Source organism: Cobetia amphilecti (assembly GCF_020217465.1).
GTDB lineage: Bacteria > Pseudomonadota > Gammaproteobacteria > Pseudomonadales > Halomonadaceae > Cobetia > Cobetia amphilecti.
This window is the reverse complement of the sequence record NZ_CP084115.1, coordinates 2455448-2474415: the sequence shown is the minus strand read 5'-3', so window position 1 is coordinate 2474415 and position 18968 is coordinate 2455448. Positions and strand designations below refer to the sequence as shown.

Genomic DNA, 18968 nt, shown 5'->3' with positions numbered 1-18968 from the left:
CGCGTCAGAGATTTCGGCTTTAGACAGCCAGACCCTTTCAACAACATGCGTTGAGTGGTCCGCCAGCGATACGCCAATCGCGGTGGACCTCGCCTAAACACCGAACCGCATAACCACAATAACGGTGATCAACATGAGCAGTTCTGCGCCCAAGACGGCTTCCGGCAGCGGGAGCCCGACACGCGAGCCCCGCGCCTCCCACAAGGCCCACGACGAGATCGACTGGCGGGTTTTCCTGCCCTCGGTGCTCGTCATCGCCGGCCTCATCATCCCCATCATCCTGTTTCCCGAGTCCGGTGAGGCGGCCGTCAATGCCGCCTTCGCCTTCGCGACCGGCAATTTCGGCTGGCTTTACCTGCTGGCGGGCTTCTCCGTCGTCGTGTTCCTGATCGGTCTGGCGTTCAGCCGCTACGGCAACGTCCGTCTGGGCGGCCCACAGGACACGCCGGAGTTCTCGTATTTCAGCTGGGTCGCGATGATCTTTGCCGGCGGCATCGGTATCGCCATCGTCAACTGGGCGTGGGTCGAGCCGATCTACTATTTCACCGGCCCGCCATTTGACGTCAAGGCCGGTAGCGATGCGGCAGCCGAGTGGGCGCTGGCCTATGGCCAGTTTCACTGGGGGCTGACGCCCTGGGCGTTCTATTGCCTGCCGGCGATTCCCATCGCCTATTCCATGTATGTGCGCAACCGCCCGGGCGTGCGTCTGTCCGTGGCCTCCAGCGGCGTGCTCGGCAAGCGTGCCGACGGCTGGTGGGGCGTGTTGCTGGATGCCGTGGTGGTGTTCGGCATCGTCGGCGGTGTCGGCACCTCGCTGGGGCTGGCGGTGCCGCTGGTATCACGACTGCTTGGCGATCTGCTGGGCATCGAGCCGTCCTTTGCGCTCAATCTGGGAGTGCTGCTGATCTGGACGGCGATCTTCTCCGCCAGTGTGTGGTTCGGGCTGGCCAAGGGCATCAAGATTCTCTCCGACATCAACGTGATTCTGGCCATCGCCTTGCTGGCCTTCACCTTCATCGCCGGGCCGTCGTTGTTCATGGTGGAAGGCTGGGTCAACAGTCTCGGCACCATGCTGTCGAGCTTCGTGACCATGAGCCTGTGGACCGACCCGGTGGGCGATTCGACCTTCTGGAAGGATTGGACCGTCTTCTACTGGGCCTGGTGGATCGCCTACGCGCCGATGATGGGGCTGTTCGTCGCCCGTATCTCGCGGGGACGCACCATTCGTGAGCTGATCATCGCCGAGCTGGTGTTCGGCTCGTTGGGCTGCTGGGTGTTCTTCGCGGTCTGGGGCGGCTATGCGCTGGACCTGCAGGTGAGTGGCACCCTGGATGTCGCGGCTGCGCTCAGCGACGGTGGTATCCCCGGCGCCGTGTCCGCGATTCTCGCCACGCTGCCGTTCTCCGAGCTGATCACCGCAAGCTTCATCCTGCTGTGCTTCATCTTCCTCGCCACCACCCTGGACAGCTCGGCCTATGTGCTGGCGTCGGTGACCACCCGTGAACTCTCCGGGTATCAGGAGCCCAAGCGCAGCGTGCGCCTGATCTGGGCCTTCCTGATCGCCGGTGTCGGGGTGGCATTGATCCAGCTGGGCGGCCTTAAGGCGGTGCAGACTTCCACCATCGTGGTCGCGCTGCCGATGATCCCGGTGCTGTTCATCCTGACCTGGTCGCTGGTGCGCTGGTTGCGACAGGACTTCGCGCGCAAGGTGCTCGAACCGCATCTGGTGCTGGAGACCCCCAGCCCGCGCGATGACGCCAAGCCTCGCTGAGTGCACTTTTTCCTGTCTCTATCAACACATGACGCTCACCGGGGCTGACGCAACCCGCATGCCCCCCGGACAGAAGGACCGCACCGATGACAACCCACTCCGAAACCCGCCTGCCGCTGACTGACGTCAAGGTCATCGATTTCGGTCAATACATGGCGGGCCCGGCCGTCGCCATGATCCTCGCCGACCTGGGCGCCACCGTGGTTCACGTCGACCCGCCCGGCGGGCCGATGTGGCAGTCGCCGGCCAACGCCACGCTCAATCGCAACAAGCTGATCGTCTCGCTGGACCTCAAGTCAGAGGAGGGCGTCGAGCAGGCGCTGGCGCTGATCGAGGAGGCCGATATCGTGATCGAGAGCTTCCGCCCCGGGGTCATGAAGCGGCTGGGCATTGACTTTCAAGCCCTGCGCGAGGAGCGCAATGAGCTGATCACGCTGTCGATTCCCGGCTTTGCCTCCAATGACACCCTGCGCCGCGACTGGCGCGCCTTCGAGAGCGTGATCGCCGCCAATTCCGGCGTCTTCACCGACATGGGCCTCAACCGGGTGCTGATGGGCATCAACCCGTCCTTCTCGCCGCTGCCGCTGGGCTCGGCCTACGGCACCATGCTGGCGGCTTCCTCGGTGGTGCTGGCGCTGCAGGCCCGCGAGCGGACCGGCATGGGCGACGAGATCGAGGTGCCGCTGGTCTGCGCGCTGATGGAGGGGCTCTGCTACAACTCGATCAAGATCGAGGGCCTGCCGGATCGCTACAAGACCCAGCGCGAGAAGGAGATCGAACGTCGGCGTATCGAAGGCCAGCCGATGAATCTCGACTACGACGAGCTGCAGGAGCTGCTCGATCCCTTCTATCGCAGCTATAAGTGCAAGGATGGCCGCATGTTCTATGTGGTCTGTCCGAGTCATCGCGAGCACGCCAAGCGCTGCCTGAAGGTACTGGGCCTCTACGATGAGCTGGTCGCCGAAGGCATGAGCGAGGAGCCGGATACCTATCGCCCGAGCGGCGAATGGCAATCCGACATGTCGCTGGGTGTCTATCCGTTGCCCAAGTCCTGGGCGGACCATATCGCGGCGCGCATGAAGGAGGTCTTCCTCACGCGCACCTCCAAGGAATGGGAGAAGATCTTCGGCAAGGGCAAGTTCCCCGGCGCGCCGCAGCGCTGGCTGCAGGAGTGGATCCACGATGACCACGCCGAGACGGCGGGCCTGATGGTCGAGGTCGAGGACCCGGAATTCGGGCTGATGATCCAGCCCGGCCCGATGGTGTGGATGGCCGACAGCGGCCAGGAAATGCTGACGCCCAGGCCGCGGCGCTGGGTGAGCGTCACCCATGCGCTGTCGGTACTGACCCGCATCGAGACCAAGCTTCCACGGGTGCGGGCACGCAATGCCCGCGATGGCTGGCTGGAAGGCGTCAAGATTCTGGATCTGTGCAACGTGATCGCCGGGCCGCACTCGGTAGCCTATCTGGCGCGCTTCGGTGCCGAGGTCATCAAGGTCGATCCGGCCAAGCCGTTCTATGACTGCTGGAATACCGTCATCTTCGGCCTGTCGCACATGCGCTCCAAGCGCTCGCTGCTGACCGACGTCAGACAGCCCAGCGGGCGCGCCATCCTGGATGAGCTGATTCGTCAGAGTGACGTGGTGGTCTGGAATGCCACCGACCGACAGGTGGCCTCCATGGGGCTGAGCGAGGAGGCCATGCGCGAGCTCAATCCGGACGCCGTCTTCTGCCAGCTGGACTGCTTCAGTGGTGTGCTGCCCGGGCCGCGCACCAACTACCTCGGCTATGACGATCTGGTGCAGGCCACCACCGGCATCATGCTGCGCTTCGGCGGCAGCATGGATACCCCCGAAGAGCATGCCCACGTCGGCACCATCGATGTCATGTGCGGCTTTGGCGCGTCGCTGGGGATTGCCACCGCGCTGTATCGCAAGCTCAAGACCGGTCGCACCTCGCGCATCAAGACCTCGCTGTCAGCGCTGAGCGGTCTGGCCCAGTTGCCGTTCTGCTATGACTATGAGCGCCGTGGCCTGTTCGACGAGCCGTCCGGTCGTGAGGCGACCGGCTACGATGATCTGGCGCGTTTCTATTCGGCCTCCGATGGCATCCTGCTGGTCAGTGTCTATGAGTCGGAGCTGGAGAAATTCCGCAAGGTCGAGGGGCTGGAAGAATTGCCGGAAATCCCGCGTGAGGAGCGTGCTGCCTATCTGGCACCGCGTTTCATCAGCGCGCGAGCCAATGACTGGGTCGAGCGACTGCAGGCGGCGGATATCGCGGCGGCCGTGTGCGAGAACCTGGAAACATTGCGCTCCTACAACGCCCACCCGGCTGGCGAGCGGACCGGGATTGATGCCGGCAGCTATTCGTTCTCGGTCTACTCGGACCACCCCAGCGGTCACGAGATCACTCAGCTTGATCCCTATGCCATCCGTCCGCGGCGAGGACGCATCTACCCGCTGTCGCCGGCCGAGAAATACGGCGCTTCGACTCGCTCGGTACTCAAGGACCTTGATCACAGCGACGAAGAGATCGACCAGTTGATCGAGGAGGGCGTGGTGTCCGAAAGCTGGAGTGAGGAGTATCTGCCGAGCTGAACCCGCCCTGCGGTACTTGTTCACCGAGGGCCACCGGCTAAAGGCAGTCGATAGCGCCCTGGACGTTCAAACGCCCCATCTCGTGATCCATGAGGTGGGGCGTTTTCGTGACCCATCACGTCAGCCAGTGCTGATCGCTCAAGGCCGGCTTGTTTGACTCTGAGCTGGCAGGGAGCAGCTTCCGACGCATGAGAAGTGCTCAAGCGCTGAGCCTCTTGTGAGACGAAGTGAACGTTGGTGATGCTGCTCATGATAGTGGCGCATCGGCTGACGAGACCCCCGCGATGCAAAGGCGGAAAGACTGCCGCGTCAGGTGCTGGCTTTTGCGTGACAGTCGCCGTTCATGGACGCTTGAGACCCACAGGCCGCTTGCATCTACATGTCGGCGGCCTGTTCGCGTCTGGCGGAAATCTGGTTGAGGAGGACGCGAAGAAGGCACGAGGAGAGCGCGAGGAGGGGGAGCGCGCAGCGCGATGGTGATGAATGATATTCATGTTCTAATGAGAAAATACCGTGTCGCGATTCATGATCCCCGCGGTTGCCGGGAAAGTATAATGCGCGTGGAATAAAAATATGTATAATACTGCGCTCTTTTCATTACGAAAAATTATTGAATGTAGCGAACTGCCCGAGCAAGAGCGACGTCTCGCCCCTCTTGCTCGGGCTTTCTCACTAAGGTGGTAGTCGTGCAAGAAGCAGTTCCCCCCGCCAGTGATGGCGATCATCTGGACCCGCGTGTCTTCATCCCCGCCGTATTGGTCATCCTGGCCTTCATCGGCCCGGTCATTCTGTTCCCGGAGGCCAGCACCGCGCTGATCAATGCCGCTTTCTCCTTCGCCACCGGCAAGTTCGGCTGGCTGTATCTGGTGGCCGGCCTGAGCGTCGTCGGTTTCCTCATCTGGCTGGCCTTCAGCCGCTACGGCAACGTCCGCTTGGGCGGGGCAGAGGACACGCCCGATTTCTCCTACTTCAGCTGGGTGGCGATGATCTTCACCTGCGGGATGGGGATCGCGATCGTCAACTGGGCGTGGGTCGAGCCGATCTACTACTACACCTCGCCGGCCTATCACGTGGCGGCCAAGAGCCGTGAGGCCGCGGAGTGGGCGCTGGCCTTCGGTCAATTCCACTGGGGGCTGACGCCGTGGGCCTTCTATTGCCTGCCGGGCCTGCCGATCGCCTACTCCATGTACGTCAAGAAGCGTGATGGGGTGCGTCTGTCCGTCGCCTCGCGCGGCGTGCTGGGCCGTCATGCGGATGGCGCCTGGGGTGTGCTGCTGGATTCCATCGTCGTATTCGGGATCGTCGGCGGCGTCGGCACCTCGCTGGGGCTGGCGGTACCGCTGGTCTCGCAGCTGGTCAGCGGCATCCTCGGCATGGAAGCCAACTTCGGGCTGGAAGTCGCGGTGTTGTGCATCTGGACGGCGATGTTCTCCGCCAGTGTCTGGTTCGGCCTCGCCAAGGGCATCAAGATTCTCTCCGACGTCAACGTGATCCTGGCGATCTTCCTGCTGGCCTTCACCTTCATCGTCGGTGACTCGCAATTCATGGTCGAAGGCTTCGTCAACAGCCTCGGCAAGACCCTGGGCAACTTCATCCCGATGAGTCTGTGGACCGACCCCGCGGGGGATTCCACCTTCTGGAAGGACTGGACCGTCTTCTACTGGGCCTGGTGGATCGCCTACGCGCCGATGGTAGGCCTGTTCGTGGCGCGCATCTCGCGCGGCCGTACCATCCGTGAGCTGATCATCGCGGAGCTGGTGTTCGGCTCGCTGGGCACCTGGGTGTTCTTCGCGGTGTGGGGCGGTTACGCGCTGGACCTGCAGATCAGCGGCGCGCTGGACATCAAGGCGCTGTTGGACAGTGGCGGTATTCCGCTGGCGGTGGAAGGCATTCTGCAGACCCTGCCGTATGCCAAGCTGGTCACGGTGGCCTTCATCCTGCTGTGCTTCATCTTTCTGGCGACCACGCTGGACAGCTCGGCCTACGTGCTGGCCTCGGTGACCTCACGCAAGCTCTCCGGGTATCAGGAGCCCAAGCGTTCGTTCCGCTTGATCTGGGCCTTCCTGATCGCGGCCGTCGGCGTTGCGCTGATCCAGTTGGGTGGCCTGCAGACGGTGCAGACCTCGACCATCGTGGTGGCGCTGCCGATGATCCCTGTGATGCTGATTCTGGCGCTCTCGATGCTGCGCTGGCTCAAGAATGACTTCCCCAAGGAAGAGCTAAATCCGGTACTGGTCATCGATGACATGCCGGCCTTCCAGCGCAAGCCGAAGAAGACGAATCGCCAGGCGTAACCGCGCCTTGTGCTGAAAGAGACGGCGCAAGACCTAACGACAAGGGCCCCTCGAGTGAGGGGCCCTTGTCGTTTCTGGTATATGGAGCCGCCTGACAAGGCGCAGTTTGCCCATGCCCGGCTCTTCGCTCGGTCATTTCTGGCAGGGACGATCAAGTCCTATAGCGCTTGGTGAGAGGCGCGCAATAGTAGGCTCTCAAGCAGACGGTCTGCAGAGGGTTACAAGGCAGAAAGAGGGGGAGTGGGCGAATGGTGGGCCTCCATCCGTTCGTATTCGAGATGGGCGGCAGGCAGCATCGAGTATCTTTAGACGCCCGGATTGGATGACAGGACGCAACAATCCTGGCCTGGGCGTCTGTCCCTCAGGCCTTGGATACGCGTCTCCCGCTCGGCGATTGATGAGGGAGGAGATTGCATCTGACCTGAAAACCGCATCAGCGCGACGCCTATATACATGAACATGCAGCAAGTCCTGGCAGCCGTGCCGGACGACATCTCGGGTTCCTCGCTGGCGGGATGAATCAACTGGTGCTGGTATTGCAACGCGTTAGATTTTTGCTATTTCACGGTTAGTTATTATTTATTTTTGCTATGGGAGATTCTCGCCAATACTCCTCGCCCCGTTACTCCCTGATTTAACGAGGATTTTGCGAGATGCTGAACGTACGTTTCCCCATGAAGACCCTGACGGCCGTGATGGCGCTGGGCCTTTCTGCCAGCAGTCTGGCGCAGCAGGAAGTGATGACTCGCTCCAATGGTGCGCCGGTCGGCAACAACCAGAATTCCCTGACCGCCGGCCCGAATGGCCCGACACTCCTGCAGGACCACCACCTGCTGGAGAAGCTGGCGCACTTCGAGCGCGAGCGCATTCCGGAGCGTGTCGTCCACGCTCGCGGTACCGGTGCCTACGGTGAGTTCCGCGCCACCGCGGACCTGACCGATCTGACCGTCGCGGCACCTTTCCAGGACAAGGGCCAGGTGACGCCGGTCTTCGTGCGCTTCTCCAGCGTGATCAACAGCAAGGGCTCGCCGGAGACCCTGCGCGACCCGCGGGGCTTCGCCGTCAAGTTCTACACCGAGCAGGGCAACTGGGACATCGTGGGCATCAACTTCCCGGTGTTCTTCATCCGCGATGCGATGAAGTTCCCGGACATGATCCATGCGCTGAAGCCGGACCCGCGTACCAACCTGCAGGACCCGAATCGCTACTTCGATTTCTTCAGCCATATCCCCGAAAGCACCAACATGCTGACCTACCTCTACTCGCCGCTGGGGATTCCGACCAGCCTGCGTGAGATGGATGGTTCCGGCGTGCATGCCTTCAAGTTCGTCAATGCCGAAGGCGACTGGAAGTACGTGAAGTTCACCTGGAAGTCGCGTCAGGGCAACCACGGCATGACGCCGCAAGAAGCGGCCAAGGTGCAGTCCACTGACTTCAACCATCTGACCGATGACCTCTACACCCACCTGGATGCCGGCGATGACCCGGTGTGGGATCTCTATATCCAGACTCTGGACCCGAGCAAGCTGAACAGCTTCGATTTCAACCCGCTCGATACCACCAAGTTGTGGCCGGAAGACCTGATTCCTGCCCGCAAGGTCGGTGAGCTGACGCTGAATCGTACGCCGGACAACTTCTTCCAGGAAACCGAGCAGGCGGCCATGTCGCCGGCCAACCTGGTGCCGGGTATCGAGCCGTCCGAAGACCGCATGCTGCAGGGGCGTCTGTTCGCCTACGCCGATGCCCAGCGTTATCGCCTGGGGGCCAACTTCATGCAGCTGCCGGTGAATGCGCCCAAGAATGAGGTGCACAACAACCATCAGGACGGCGCGGGTTACTCCAAGCCGCGTTCCGGCTCCATCAACTATCAGCCGAGCCGCAACGCCGACTCGCTGGTGGATGACAGCCAGTACGAGTACAAGCGCTACACCCTGAATGGCACCACCCAGCAGCAGCCGATCGGCAAGCAGCAGAACTTCGCTCAGGCCGGTGAGCTGTATCGCTCCTTCTCCGAGCAGGATCAGGACGCTCTGATCCAGGCGCTGGGGACCGACCTGGGCAAGGTCAAGAACGAGGAGATCCGCGAGATCATGGTCAGCCACTTTTACCAGGCCGACCACGAATACGGTGAGCGTCTGGCCAAGGTAGCAGACGTCGACATGGATGACGTGGAAGAGCTGATCGAGGACTGAGACACCTGAGACAGCGGGCTGAAAGCAGAGCGTATGAAGAAAAGCGTTAAGTGATCGCGCTCAACCGCTGCCGGCAGTCCCGAACCTGATTGACCCGGCAGGGGAGCTTGCGCTCCTCTTCCGGCCGGCACACGAGTGCAACATATGCGCCAGACGAGCTCAACACGAGCGAAAGACGAGAGAGGAGCGCAAGATGCAAACGATACGAGCCACAGTCCCCATCGGGCAGCCACACGGCCTGGGCAGAAGATGGCTGGCGGTGTTGGCCAGTCTGCTGATGATGGTAATGGCGGGGCAGGCTGTCGCGGCTGGCGACATCGATATCTTTGACGCCGCACGCGATGGCGACAATGCCGCGATCCGTGAATATGTTCAGCAGGGCGGTGATCTCTCGGTCACCAATTCCCGCAGCTATACCCCTTTCATTCTCGCGGCCTACTACGGGCATACCGACACCCTGGTGCTACTGAAGTCTGCCGGTGCTGACGCCTGTGCACTCGATGAGAAGGGCAGCAATGCTTTCATGGGCGTGGCGTTTCGCGGCTTTGACGAGACAGCCAGATGGCTGATCGCCAATACCGACTGTGATGTGAATCATCGCAATTACAGTGGCCAGACGGCGCTGATGATGGCGTCTCTGTTCGGCAATGAAGACATCATCAAGCTGTTGCTGCAGGCAGGCGCGGACCCCTCGATCCAGGATGCGCGTGGCAATACTGCGCAGTCATTGGCGGCGGCCCAGGGCCTGTCACGTATCGTGACGCTGGTGAAGTTCAATATGTGAGGTCAGGCGTGGTCAAGGGTGGCCAGTGAAGTGAAGCCTGTTCGGGGAATCTGTTGGCTGACAACGCGCTTGGCTCACAGGCCCTTGGCGCCACCAACCTGACGTTCTATCGATTTCACGTTCCATCAATCTTGCGATCTATCAATCTTGCGTTCAGCAAAGCGCAAGTCTTGCAGATCTAACCAACCCAACCCAACGCAAAAGACGAGAAGTGACATCATGAAAGCCATGAAAGTACTGTGTGTGACAGCTGCGCTGTGTGCTGCGAGCAACGCGGCATTTGCCGACAATGGCGAAAGCGACACCCGTGTCCGTGAGGCGTTGAGCGAGAGCCGTATCATGGGGCAGGCGCAGCCGGCCGAGCGCAGCATGCAAGTTTATGTGGAGAGTGGCATGAGCGTGGCGGCAGGCAGGGTGCAGCATGCCTTGAGTGAAGAAGGCAGCCGCGGACATGCTCGCAAGTGGACCATTGAAGACAATAATCACGCGACGGATTTCGTGAATGATGCCGGCAAGAGTGTTCCCGCCACCCGCATCGAACATGCCTTGAGCGAGAGCGCCTGACAGCCGATATCACCTCCGGGATGGAGTGTGCGTGACATCATGGTCGAGTCTTTCTGAGCGCTAGCTGCCAGCCAGCAATGATCAGCACGACACAATAACGTGAAGCCCGCCATTTGCGGAAAGACGCTTGACCATGACGATGTCATCTTGCTCCCGGAACCGGCAGGAACCCTTCAGCAAGGATTCTTGTTGAATCACGCTTTCAATCGCTGACGTCAGAATGTCGTCAATCGGCGTGACTCAGCGGATCAGAGTCCTTGCTCAAGCGCTCCTCGCGCCTATATCACTACCGACTGTGCCCCTCCCATTACCCCCAGTGTTGTGCCCTGATCAGTCCTTTACGCATCTCACCGAGAACATGCCATTCTTGCCAAGTCTCGCTCGGCGGATCTCGCCCTTATGCGGATTCCACCAGGAGTAGGCCAGTGTTCTGGCAAACGCTTTGGTCGGCGTCGCCTCACTGCGGGTCCAGAATTCGGCGTAGGCGCCCTGGGTGATATACCAGCCTTTCCACTTCACGCCCGCCGGTCTGGCAGAAAAGCCGGTGAGATTGATGCGCGCCTGATCGAAGGACGTCAACAGGGATTCGGGCTGAGCCGCCTTGAGCGTGATGGCGATATCGTCATCGCCACGCCAGCCCGTCGAGTCGATATCCTTTTCTGCAATCCCGATGGCGCGTTCCAGCGCTTTCCAGTCCTCATCCGAGGCTACTCTCCAGCCCTCCGGGCAGAGATTGCGTGCATCACTGACATCGTACCAGTCATACAGACGGCCATATGACAGCAGGTTGTCGGGATTATCCTCAGGAATGAATGCCGTTCGGATGGGCGAGCCATCCTGAAAACGAGTCGTTCTGAGGTTGTCGGCAAGCCAGGTCTGATCACCGATCTTCACGCTGCGATAGAGATTGCCTTCCCTGTCCTGAGTCGAGGTCTCCGGCTGGATGATCTCGTCATAAAGGCTGTTGGCAAACGACATGTTCGGAATCATCATCAGAAGACCTATCACTAGCAGTGATACATTCATGGGGTTCACCTCCCAGAAGGTAGGCGGGAAGGTCGGTGGTCGGCTCAAGGTCAAATCGACCAGCTCAACTGCGTTGCCTTCTCCGAGACTTGCCATAGCCGGGTCATGACGCTCTTCTCCAGAACGAATGCCCCCAATTCACACTCGCCCACCGGCCCGCCGAAATTCATCAGCCCCGTCGGGCCATGGTAGGTCCGCTGCCTGAGAGTCTCCTCGGTGGCGCACATGACTTCCGGGTAAGCGCCTTTCTCGGCCGTCTGCGCCATTCCCATCTTCACCATCACTGCCCAGCTGAGTCGAGTCGCCAGATTGGCGTTGTCACGAATCAGTGAGGTGTTGGATGCTCCCGGATGGCAGACAAAGACTTTTACCTGGCGACCTCCCGCCTCAATCCTGTCCTGCAATTCATAGGCGAACATCATCTGTGCCAGCTTGCTGTGGCTATAGACCTTGTTCGGGTGATAGTTGTGCTCCCAGTTCATGTCATCGAACTGGATGGTTTTCAGGCCCATCTTGTGGCCTTCACTGGAGACCACGACGATCCGCCCGTGGGAGGCATCGATACGCTCGAACAGCAGCCCGCACAGCAGGAAATGCCCGTAATGATTCACGCCCAACTGGCTTTCGAAACCGTCGACGGTGAGTTGCTGTCGGGAAACCTGAGCGATGGCGCCATTGCAGATGAGGGCATCGATCTGCGGGACCTTCTCCAGCACTTCCGCGGCCGCGCTGCGCACGCAGGCCAGCTCCGCCAGATCCATGCGTATATGACTGACATTCGCCGCGGGGCCAAACTCTTCTTGCAGCGCCGCGATGGCCGCCTCTGATCTGGTCGGGTTGCGATTCAGCATCACGACGGCGGCACCCTTGCTCAGCAATATGCGCGTCGCCTGAAAGCCCGCGCCGCTATTGGCGCCGGTGATGAGATAGGTCTTGCCGACGAGCGAGCCGATTCTGTCCGGGGTCCAGCCCTTGAGGCCAAATGGGGTGTTGCGAGTCATGGTCAAGATCCTGATGGCAGGTGTGCGGCGGTTGCGCTTGGGATAAGTCAAGGGCGCGCACGAGAGCTGCGTCTGGCTTTGCGTACGGTCGTGTCCTGCGAGCCTTGCGTGTCTGGTGCGTGTTTGCGGTAGAGACACTATAAGTATCGAGGAAGGCGATATATAGGCACTATAGTCGCTAAAACTTGCCTATTCGTGTCGGTTGGAGAGAGCGGCTTGCGGCTTGCGGCATTCGCGATCGGGAGTGCTGGTGGCTGCGACAGGCAAAGCGAGTCACACCACAAGCAGCCTGTCTTGTGCGCCAGGCATAAAAAATCCCGCCTCAGGGGCGGGATTCTCGCTGCGGGATTCTCACTGCGGGATGTCATGAGACGGGGTTTCACGAGCCGGGGGGGGGGGCATGGTGCGGGAACTGAGGGAGAAGGCGCGACGACGTCTAGTACTGCGCAGCAAGCCTCTGGGAAATCTGCGCGACCAGTCTCGGCAGCTCGCGCGCATGGTACATGCGAAGTGCGCCACGCGGCGTTTCATGGCCGTCGTCGTGATGGGCGAAGTGGATGACCTGCATACCGGCATCCAGCCCTGCCTGTACCCCGACGATGGCATCATCGATCACCACGCAATGTGATGGCGAAAAGCCCATCTGCTCGGCTGCGAGTCGATAGATGCGCGGGTCCGGCTTCCACACGCCCAGGGTATAGGCGCTGTAGATATGGCCATCGAAGAAGCGCGCCAGGCGTGTGGTATCGAGCGCCAGACGCACCTTGCGCTCAGGCCCGTTGGACACCACGCCACAGGGGTAGCCTTCAAGCTCCATCAAGGCGGCTGACATGCCGGGCATCGCCGTCAGGCGTGCCTTCATCAACTCTTCCAGCAGGGCGCGCATCTCGCCTTCCATGCGCCGTGTGGGCTCTTCTTCCAGAACGCCATGGGCTGCCTCCAGCGTGCGCACGATGCTCATGAAGCGCATGCCGCGAAACTCGTTCATGTAGCGGTCGCTGGTAAACGGCAGACCATAGCGGGGAAGGGTGCTGGACATGGCCTCGGCGAGGAGGATTTCGCTATCAACCAGGGTGCCATCGGAATCAAACAGCAGGCAGAGTTCAGCCATCGATGCCTCTCGTGGGCGTCAGGGATGTGTGGCCTTCGACCTTAGCAGGTTCCCGCTCGCTGTCACCATGTCACGCAGCAAGAGTTGCCGAAAGCGCGCTTGGCAGTGGAGAGAAGGGTGATAGGCATATGAGATTTTCGGCATTAAGGAGAGAATACTTCTCGATCATAATTTTGTTGACAGTATCAACCATCTGCCAATATAGTTGACCTTTACCAACCATATGGTGAGTGACACATGAGTCAGGCATCACTCAATGATGTGCTGCATCAGCTGATGCATGTCTATCGCAGGCAGCTTCGCCTGGGCATCCAGCGCTACCAGATTGATCTGCCTGTCACGCACATTCGGGTGCTGAAGGGCATTGGTCGTACCTCCGAGTGCACGGCGCACAAGATCGTGCAGCATCTGGGGCAGGACAAGGCGCGCGTGACGCGGGTGCTCAATGAATTGATGACGGCGGGATTGATCGTCAAGACGGAAAATCCGCAGGACCGTCGCAGCCTGTTTCTCGCCCCTACCGAGGCGGGCCACGACATGCTCAAAGAGATTGAAGCCCTGGAAGCTGAGACAGCTCAGCGTATGGCGGGCGACCTCAGCGATGCGGAGGTCGCCGAATTCGTGAAGATGGCATCTGCCATGATCCACAATGCAGGCGAGTGTGAAGCACGCGATGCTGAACAACTTGAAGGCGTTTGCCAGAGGAGTGCGCAAGATGGGTAAGCCCGCAATGCGAGAGCTTGAAGTGATTCGTTCCACCCCGGTGACGGAGCATATGCTGCGCGTCACCTTGGGCGGGGAGAATATCGGCTCCATCCCTGAGGGGCAGGAGAGCGCCTATATCAAACTGGTGTTTCCGCGCGGGGAAGGCGAGCGCCCAATGATGCGCACCTATACCATTCGTCATCAGCGTGCGACCGAGATCGATGTCGATTTCGCGCTGCACGACCACGCCGGCCCGGCTTCTGCCTGGGCCGTCAGCGCCCAGCCGGGGGATCGCATCACCATCGGCGGCCCGGGGCCAAAGAAGCTGATCAACATGGAAGCCGACTGGTTCCTGTTGGCGGGTGACATGACAGCCTTGCCGGCGATCAGCGTCAATCTGGCCGAGCTGCCGGCAGACGCGCGCGGCCACGCCGTCATCGAGGTGACCAGCGAGGCCGATATCCAGGCACTCGAGCATCCGGCAGGTATCGAGCTGCAATGGGTCGTCAATGCGCAGCCGGACCCGAGCGGCCGACCGTTGCTGGACAAGGTTGCTTCCTTGCCGAGTCTGGAGGGCCAGGTGGCTGTCTGGGCGGCTTGTGAATTCGGCAGCATGCGAGCGCTACGTGCTCATCTCAAGCAGGTGCATGACATCCCCAAGTCCCACTTCTATGTCTCAAGTTACTGGAAGATCGGGCAATCAGAAGATGGACACAAGCTAGCCAAGCAACAGGATGCCCTGACGGAAGAGGCGAGCTGAAGTCTGCGCCCTCAAATGTGAAGTTGCCCTTCCCAGCTATGAGAATGCCCCACAGGCCAGGCCTGTGGGGCATAGAGTCAGTCAACGGCGCGCGAGCATCAGAGACTGGATCAGAAGCTGTAACTGGCACCCAGGCGGACGTCACGGCCCGGCTCCAGCATGCTGTCACCACTGCTGAGCAGGTAGCTGCTGTGGTCGCTGTAGCGCTTGTCGAACACGTTGTTGACCGCCAGTGTGAGGGTCAGGTCCTGATAGGAGGCGGGTGTCCACTGGGCGCGGATGTCGTGCGTCACGTAGCCCGGCTTTTCCTCGTCGCCTTCTGCCACACGCTCCAAGCGTTCCACCGCGTTCAGGGTATAGCCCAGGGTGACGTTGTGGTTCGGCAGGTGGTACTGATGATCCCAGGTCCACTTGTCGCCGGTGGAGGCGCCGATGTTCATCTCGTCACCCAGCGGGTTGCCGTCGTTGTTCTTCATCACCACCTTGGCGTAGCCCAGGCGTGTGTCGTAACCGCCCACGCCCCAGTTCAGGCTGGCTTCATAGCCACGGCTCTCGACTTCGCCATCCAGGTTGTAGAGTACCGCCGGATCACTGCCGCGATCATAGGCCTGATAGTTCTCGATATCGGTATGGAAGCCGGTCAGTGCGAAGCCGAGACGATCTCCCTCCATCAGGGCATTGCGCTGATGCCAATCCAGACCGATTTCACGTTGACGCGCCTTCTCCGGCTCCAGCCCCTGTGCGATGGAGACTTCATCGCCGATCAGAATCACTTCCCGCGCCTTGGCCCCGCGAATGGCTTCGCCGTAACCGGCATGCAGGGTGAGGTTGTCAGTAGCATCGACACTCAGAATCGCGTTGGGGGAGACCTCGCTGCCACTGACGCTGCCCGCCTCGCCGTAGTCACTGTCGTAATCATCCAGACGCGCGCCAACGGACAGGGTCCACGGGCCCAGCGTCATGCGGTTCTGGGCGTAGACTCCCAGGTTGCGTGACGTGTCTTCGTTGTTGGGGCCGGAGCTGCCTACATCATCGGAGCGACGTGTGTCCTGATCATAGAAGTCCACGCCGGTAGTCAGCGCATGTGCCACATCACCCGTCTTGAGGCGGAAGGTGTTGCGAACATCCGCGCCGAATTCGCTGGAGCGGCTGGTGCTGCCCGCCTCGACACGATCCAGTTCCTGAGTGGTGTGGTAGAGGGTGGTCTTGGTGTCGATCAGATCATTGCCCGGGTGCCAGGCATGATTGATGGTGAAGGTCTCACGCTCCATTTCCTGGTAGGTCGGCTGCTGACTGCCGAAGCTTGGCATGTGCGGACGCGTGAAATAGGTGCCGTGATCGGTAGTGCGCTCGGCACTGATGCGCAGGTCCTGATCATTGACGTCCAGCAGTGACATCTTGAGCAGGTAGCCGCGCTGCTGCCCTGCGGTCTGTTCCTGCTCGCCGCCACCGCCGACTTCGTAGTCGTCGCTGTTGCGGCCGCTGACATAGCTCATCAGGCCGAGATTCTCCCCCAGACGACCATAGAACGCTGTGGTGCCGGAAGTGGCATTCGCCGCACTTTCGGTGCCGACGGAGACGCGTGCCCCCAGGTCCTGACCGGGCTTGAGCAGGTCCTGCGCATCCTTGGTCTCGAAGCGGAGGCTGCCGCCAAGCGCGCCCGGACCATCATCGGCGGTCGCCGGGCCTTTATCGACTTCCGCCTGCTTGAGCAGTGCGGGGTCAATGGTCAATCGGCCGGTATGGTGGAAGAGGTAGCCGCCCTGACGTGCACCATCGATGGTGACGTTCAGATTGGTGTCTTCCAGACCGCGTACATAGACCTTCTGACCGATGGCGATGCCACCGCCGACACTGACGCCCGGTTCGGCGCGGAACAGGTCTTCCAGATCGCGTGCCTGACGCTGATCGATCTCTTCAGCGCTGATCACGACATTCTGTTCGAGACGGTCTTCGCTGATGACGAGGGTGGACATGTCGTCCGCCGAGGCGTGGCCCGAGAGGCTCAGGGTCAACGCACTGGCGGAAAGGACGGCTGCGGTAAGCGGATGGAGGCGGAGGTGCACGTGAGATCCCTTGCTTTGAATAGTTATATGTTGCGACTGGCAATGCTAATCGTTCTCAACAATGAGTTGCAAGATTCTTGCACAATTCTTGCCTGCAAGGTTTTCTGGCGTCGTATCGGGGAGAAAGACCGCGATTGAGTTGCTCGCGCAAGGCATTGCCACGTGCAAGCCGATAGGGTTGGTGGATAAGGGTTGCTGTATAAAGGCTGCCGAATAAGGGCTGCCGGATATCGGTGCGCTCTTTATCGTGCTCGGTTATCGTGGCGAGCCACGCCCCCCTTTTTTGATCACCGTCACGTGAGGCACCAGAGTGGATCAAGCAGAAGCACTGTACGAAGCCGTCAATCAGCTCATCCGTGTCCATCAGTTTCGCGACAGGGAAAGCATCTGCCACCACAACGTCTCCGTCGCTCAATGCTATGCACTGGAGACGCTGGTCAAGCGCGGACCGCTGAGACTGCAGGCGCTGGCGGACGAGATGTACCTCGACAAGAGCACGACAAGCCGGGTCGCCGACTCGCTGATCCGCAAGCACTATGTGCGCAAGATCGAGGACCCCAACGACCGGCGTGCCGTTGAGCTCTCGCTGACCCCGGAGGGCAGGGCGCTGTACCAGCAGATTCACGCCGAGCTGGTCGCGGAAGAGGCCTCAATGATCGAGGACCTGTCGCCGGAGGTCGTGGAGGGCGCAGTGACACTGCTCAACAAGCTGACGCTTGCCGCGCGGCAGCGCCTGGGTGACTGATTGAGCGCCTGGGAGTAGACATTGGCGTGAAGGGATACTAGGTTTGTTGTCACTGACAACATATTGCTGCGAGAGATGCCATGAGTCGTGATATCACAAGCCTGCCGGTGGCCATCATCGGCGCCGGGCCGATAGGGCTGAGCGCCGCCGTCCATCTGCTGCAGGCAGGGTTGGAACCGATTCTCTTCGAGTCGGGCGCACACGCAGGCGCCAACCTGGCCAGCTGGGGACATGTGCGCATGTTCTCGCCCTGGTCATGGAATATCGATGCTTTAGCGGCCGAGTTGCTGCAGGAACAGGGTTGGCGCGCCCCGGACGCCGCTGCCTATCCCACCGGGGCAGAGTTTCTTGACCGCTATGTCGCACCGCTCGCCGCGCACCCGTCGATCAGCTCGCGGCTGCATGTCGATAGCCGCGTCACCCATGTCAGTCGACAACAGCATGATGTGCTGCGCAGTGGCGGACGCGATGAGGCGCCCTTCGTGCTGCGCGTCGAGGGCCCTGACGGTCCGCGCGATGTGCTGGCCCGCGCGGTGATCGATGCCTCCGGCACCTACCAGACCCCCAACTGGATCGGGGCGCACGGGATTCCCGCCATCGGTGAGCAAGCGGCGGCCGAAGTCATCGCCTATGGCGTGCCGGACATTCGCGGCATACAAGCGGCTGAGTATGCCGGCAAGTCGGTACTCGTGATCGGCAGCGGCCACTCGGCGCTGAATGCGCTGCAGGACCTGATCGCGCTGGCAGACCACGAAGAGGGGATGCGAATCGTCTGGGGTGTGCGCTGCGCCAATATCGATGAAGTCATCCGCCCGGCGCCCAATGATGAGCTGGAGGAGCGCAAGGCGCTTGAGCTGCGCATCAAGGCGCTGCTCGAGGAAGGCCGGATCGAGGTAGTGACCGGGCTTGCCGTCGAGGCAATCGATCATCAAGCGGGGCGTTGGGTCGTACAGAGTGGCGAACACCGGCTGCCAGCGGTGGATCGCATCATCGCGGCCACTGGCTTCCGTCCCTCCCTGGAGCTGCTGTCTGAATTGCGCGTCTCGTTGGACCCCGCGACGCAGAGCCCTATCAAGCTTGCGCCGCTGATCGACCCCAACCAGCACAGCTGTGGGTCGGTGCCGGAACACGGCGCGGCCGAGCTGCTGCATGCCGAGCCAGGCTTGTTCATCCTCGGCATCAAGAGTTACGGCAGAGCGCCGACCTTCCTGATGCGCACCGGCTATCAGCAGGTCAGATCCGCGGTGGCCGCGCTGGCAGACCCCGCCTCCATTCGCCCGGCGCCTGTCTGCAATGTCTCAGCTACTCGCAACGCCTGCTCTGCCCCCGCCTGATAGTCGGGTACCGGCCTA

The 18968-nt window shown here is 61.0% G+C and carries 14 protein-coding genes; 10 read left to right on the top strand and 4 right to left on the bottom strand.

Annotation, left to right across the window (positions count from 1 at the left end; translation table 11 throughout):
- The first annotated feature begins 133 nt into the window (after positions 1-133).
- From LCW13_RS10530 to LCW13_RS10505, 6 genes are all read left to right on the top strand, one after another.
- Positions 134-1771, top strand: coding sequence for a BCCT family transporter (locus tag LCW13_RS10530; protein ID WP_225346819.1), 1638 nt, complete (start codon positions 134-136; stop codon positions 1769-1771).
- Positions 1772-1857: 86 nt separating this feature from the next.
- The gene (locus LCW13_RS10525; RefSeq protein WP_225346818.1) at positions 1858-4368 is read left to right on the top strand and encodes a CoA transferase; all 2511 of its coding nucleotides are present in this window, start codon (positions 1858-1860) and stop codon (positions 4366-4368) included.
- A gap of 686 nt (positions 4369-5054) precedes the next feature.
- Positions 5055-6662 carry a BCCT family transporter gene (locus LCW13_RS10520; RefSeq protein WP_191237274.1) on the top strand — a complete coding sequence of 536 codons (1608 nt, stop codon included), beginning with the start codon at positions 5055-5057 and terminating at the stop codon, positions 6660-6662.
- A 653-nt stretch (positions 6663-7315) separates the two neighbouring features.
- Positions 7316-8854 carry a catalase gene (locus LCW13_RS10515; protein WP_318527659.1) on the top strand — a complete coding sequence of 513 codons (1539 nt, stop codon included), beginning with the start codon at positions 7316-7318 and terminating at the stop codon, positions 8852-8854.
- A gap of 193 nt (positions 8855-9047) precedes the next feature.
- On the top strand, positions 9048-9638 hold the full coding sequence (locus LCW13_RS10510; protein ID WP_225346817.1) for an ankyrin repeat domain-containing protein: 591 nt from the start codon (positions 9048-9050) through the stop codon (positions 9636-9638).
- A 219-nt stretch (positions 9639-9857) separates the two neighbouring features.
- Positions 9858-10202, top strand: a complete 345-nt coding sequence (locus tag LCW13_RS10505) for a hypothetical protein (RefSeq protein WP_225346816.1) — start codon at positions 9858-9860, stop codon at positions 10200-10202.
- A gap of 330 nt (positions 10203-10532) precedes the next feature.
- Here LCW13_RS10505 and LCW13_RS10500 read toward each other — a convergent pair whose 3' ends face one another.
- The 3 genes from LCW13_RS10500 to LCW13_RS10490 form a co-directional block, all read right to left on the bottom strand.
- Entirely contained in the window at positions 10533-11180 is a 648-nt protein-coding gene (locus LCW13_RS10500) for a fibrobacter succinogenes major paralogous domain-containing protein (RefSeq protein WP_225346815.1), read from the bottom strand.
- Positions 11181-11278: 98 nt separating this feature from the next.
- Positions 11279-12367 (bottom strand): SDR family oxidoreductase, encoded by a 1089-nt coding sequence (locus LCW13_RS10495; protein WP_225346814.1) that lies wholly within the window; start codon positions 12365-12367, stop codon positions 11279-11281.
- 298 nt (positions 12368-12665) lie between these two features.
- Positions 12666-13340, bottom strand: a complete 675-nt coding sequence (locus LCW13_RS10490; protein ID WP_225346813.1) for an HAD family hydrolase — start codon at positions 13338-13340, stop codon at positions 12666-12668.
- 276 nt (positions 13341-13616) lie between these two features.
- Here LCW13_RS10490 and LCW13_RS10485 point away from each other — a divergent pair, with 276 nt between their 5' ends.
- The gene (locus tag LCW13_RS10485; protein ID WP_225346812.1) at positions 13617-14063 is read left to right on the top strand and encodes a MarR family winged helix-turn-helix transcriptional regulator; all 447 of its coding nucleotides are present in this window, start codon (positions 13617-13619) and stop codon (positions 14061-14063) included.
- Entirely contained in the window at positions 14056-14805 is a 750-nt protein-coding gene (locus LCW13_RS10480) for a siderophore-interacting protein (protein WP_225346811.1), read from the top strand. Before LCW13_RS10485 ends, LCW13_RS10480 begins: the two co-directional genes overlap by 8 nt.
- A 110-nt stretch (positions 14806-14915) precedes the next feature.
- Here the strand turns inward: LCW13_RS10480 and LCW13_RS10475 are convergent, their stop codons facing one another.
- A complete protein-coding gene (locus tag LCW13_RS10475) occupies positions 14916-16781 on the bottom strand; it encodes a TonB-dependent receptor domain-containing protein (protein ID WP_225346810.1) in 1866 nt (621 codons plus the stop codon).
- 400 nt (positions 16782-17181) lie between these two features.
- On the opposite strand from LCW13_RS10475, the gene LCW13_RS10470 reads away from it, so the two are divergent.
- Both LCW13_RS10470 and LCW13_RS10465 read left to right on the top strand, forming a co-directional pair.
- Complete coding sequence (locus tag LCW13_RS10470) at positions 17182-17616, top strand: MarR family winged helix-turn-helix transcriptional regulator (protein ID WP_225346809.1); 435 nt, start codon at positions 17182-17184, stop codon at positions 17614-17616.
- An 80-nt stretch (positions 17617-17696) separates the two neighbouring features.
- Entirely contained in the window at positions 17697-18950 is a 1254-nt protein-coding gene (locus LCW13_RS10465; RefSeq protein ID WP_225346808.1) for an FAD-dependent oxidoreductase, read from the top strand.
- Positions 18951-18968 lie beyond the last annotated feature (18 nt).

What these genes read in the sequence shown, in the direction of transcription:
- LCW13_RS10465 (WP_225346808.1), top strand. Translation starts at nt 17,697, where the DNA reads ATGAGTCGTGATATCACAAGCCTGCCGGTGGCCATCATCGGCGCCGGG.
- LCW13_RS10515 (WP_318527659.1), top strand. Translation starts at nt 7,316, where the DNA reads ATGCTGAACGTACGTTTCCCCATGAAGACCCTGACGGCCGTGATGGCG.
- LCW13_RS10505 (WP_225346816.1), top strand. Translation starts at nt 9,858, where the DNA reads ATGAAAGCCATGAAAGTACTGTGTGTGACAGCTGCGCTGTGTGCTGCG.
- LCW13_RS10485 (WP_225346812.1), top strand. Translation starts at nt 13,617, where the DNA reads ATGCATGTCTATCGCAGGCAGCTTCGCCTGGGCATCCAGCGCTACCAG.
- LCW13_RS10490 (WP_225346813.1), bottom strand. Translation starts at nt 13,340, where the DNA reads ATGGCTGAACTCTGCCTGCTGTTTGATTCCGATGGCACCCTGGTTGAT.
- LCW13_RS10475 (WP_225346810.1), bottom strand. Translation starts at nt 16,781, where the DNA reads ATGTCCACCCTCGTCATCAGCGAAGACCGTCTCGAACAGAATGTCGTG.
- LCW13_RS10510 (WP_225346817.1), top strand. Translation starts at nt 9,048, where the DNA reads ATGCAAACGATACGAGCCACAGTCCCCATCGGGCAGCCACACGGCCTG.
- LCW13_RS10500 (WP_225346815.1), bottom strand. Translation starts at nt 11,180, where the DNA reads ATGTCGTTTGCCAACAGCCTTTATGACGAGATCATCCAGCCGGAGACC.
- LCW13_RS10530 (WP_225346819.1), top strand. Translation starts at nt 134, where the DNA reads ATGAGCAGTTCTGCGCCCAAGACGGCTTCCGGCAGCGGGAGCCCGACA.
- LCW13_RS10480 (WP_225346811.1), top strand. Translation starts at nt 14,056, where the DNA reads ATGGGTAAGCCCGCAATGCGAGAGCTTGAAGTGATTCGTTCCACCCCG.
- LCW13_RS10525 (WP_225346818.1), top strand. Translation starts at nt 1,858, where the DNA reads ATGACAACCCACTCCGAAACCCGCCTGCCGCTGACTGACGTCAAGGTC.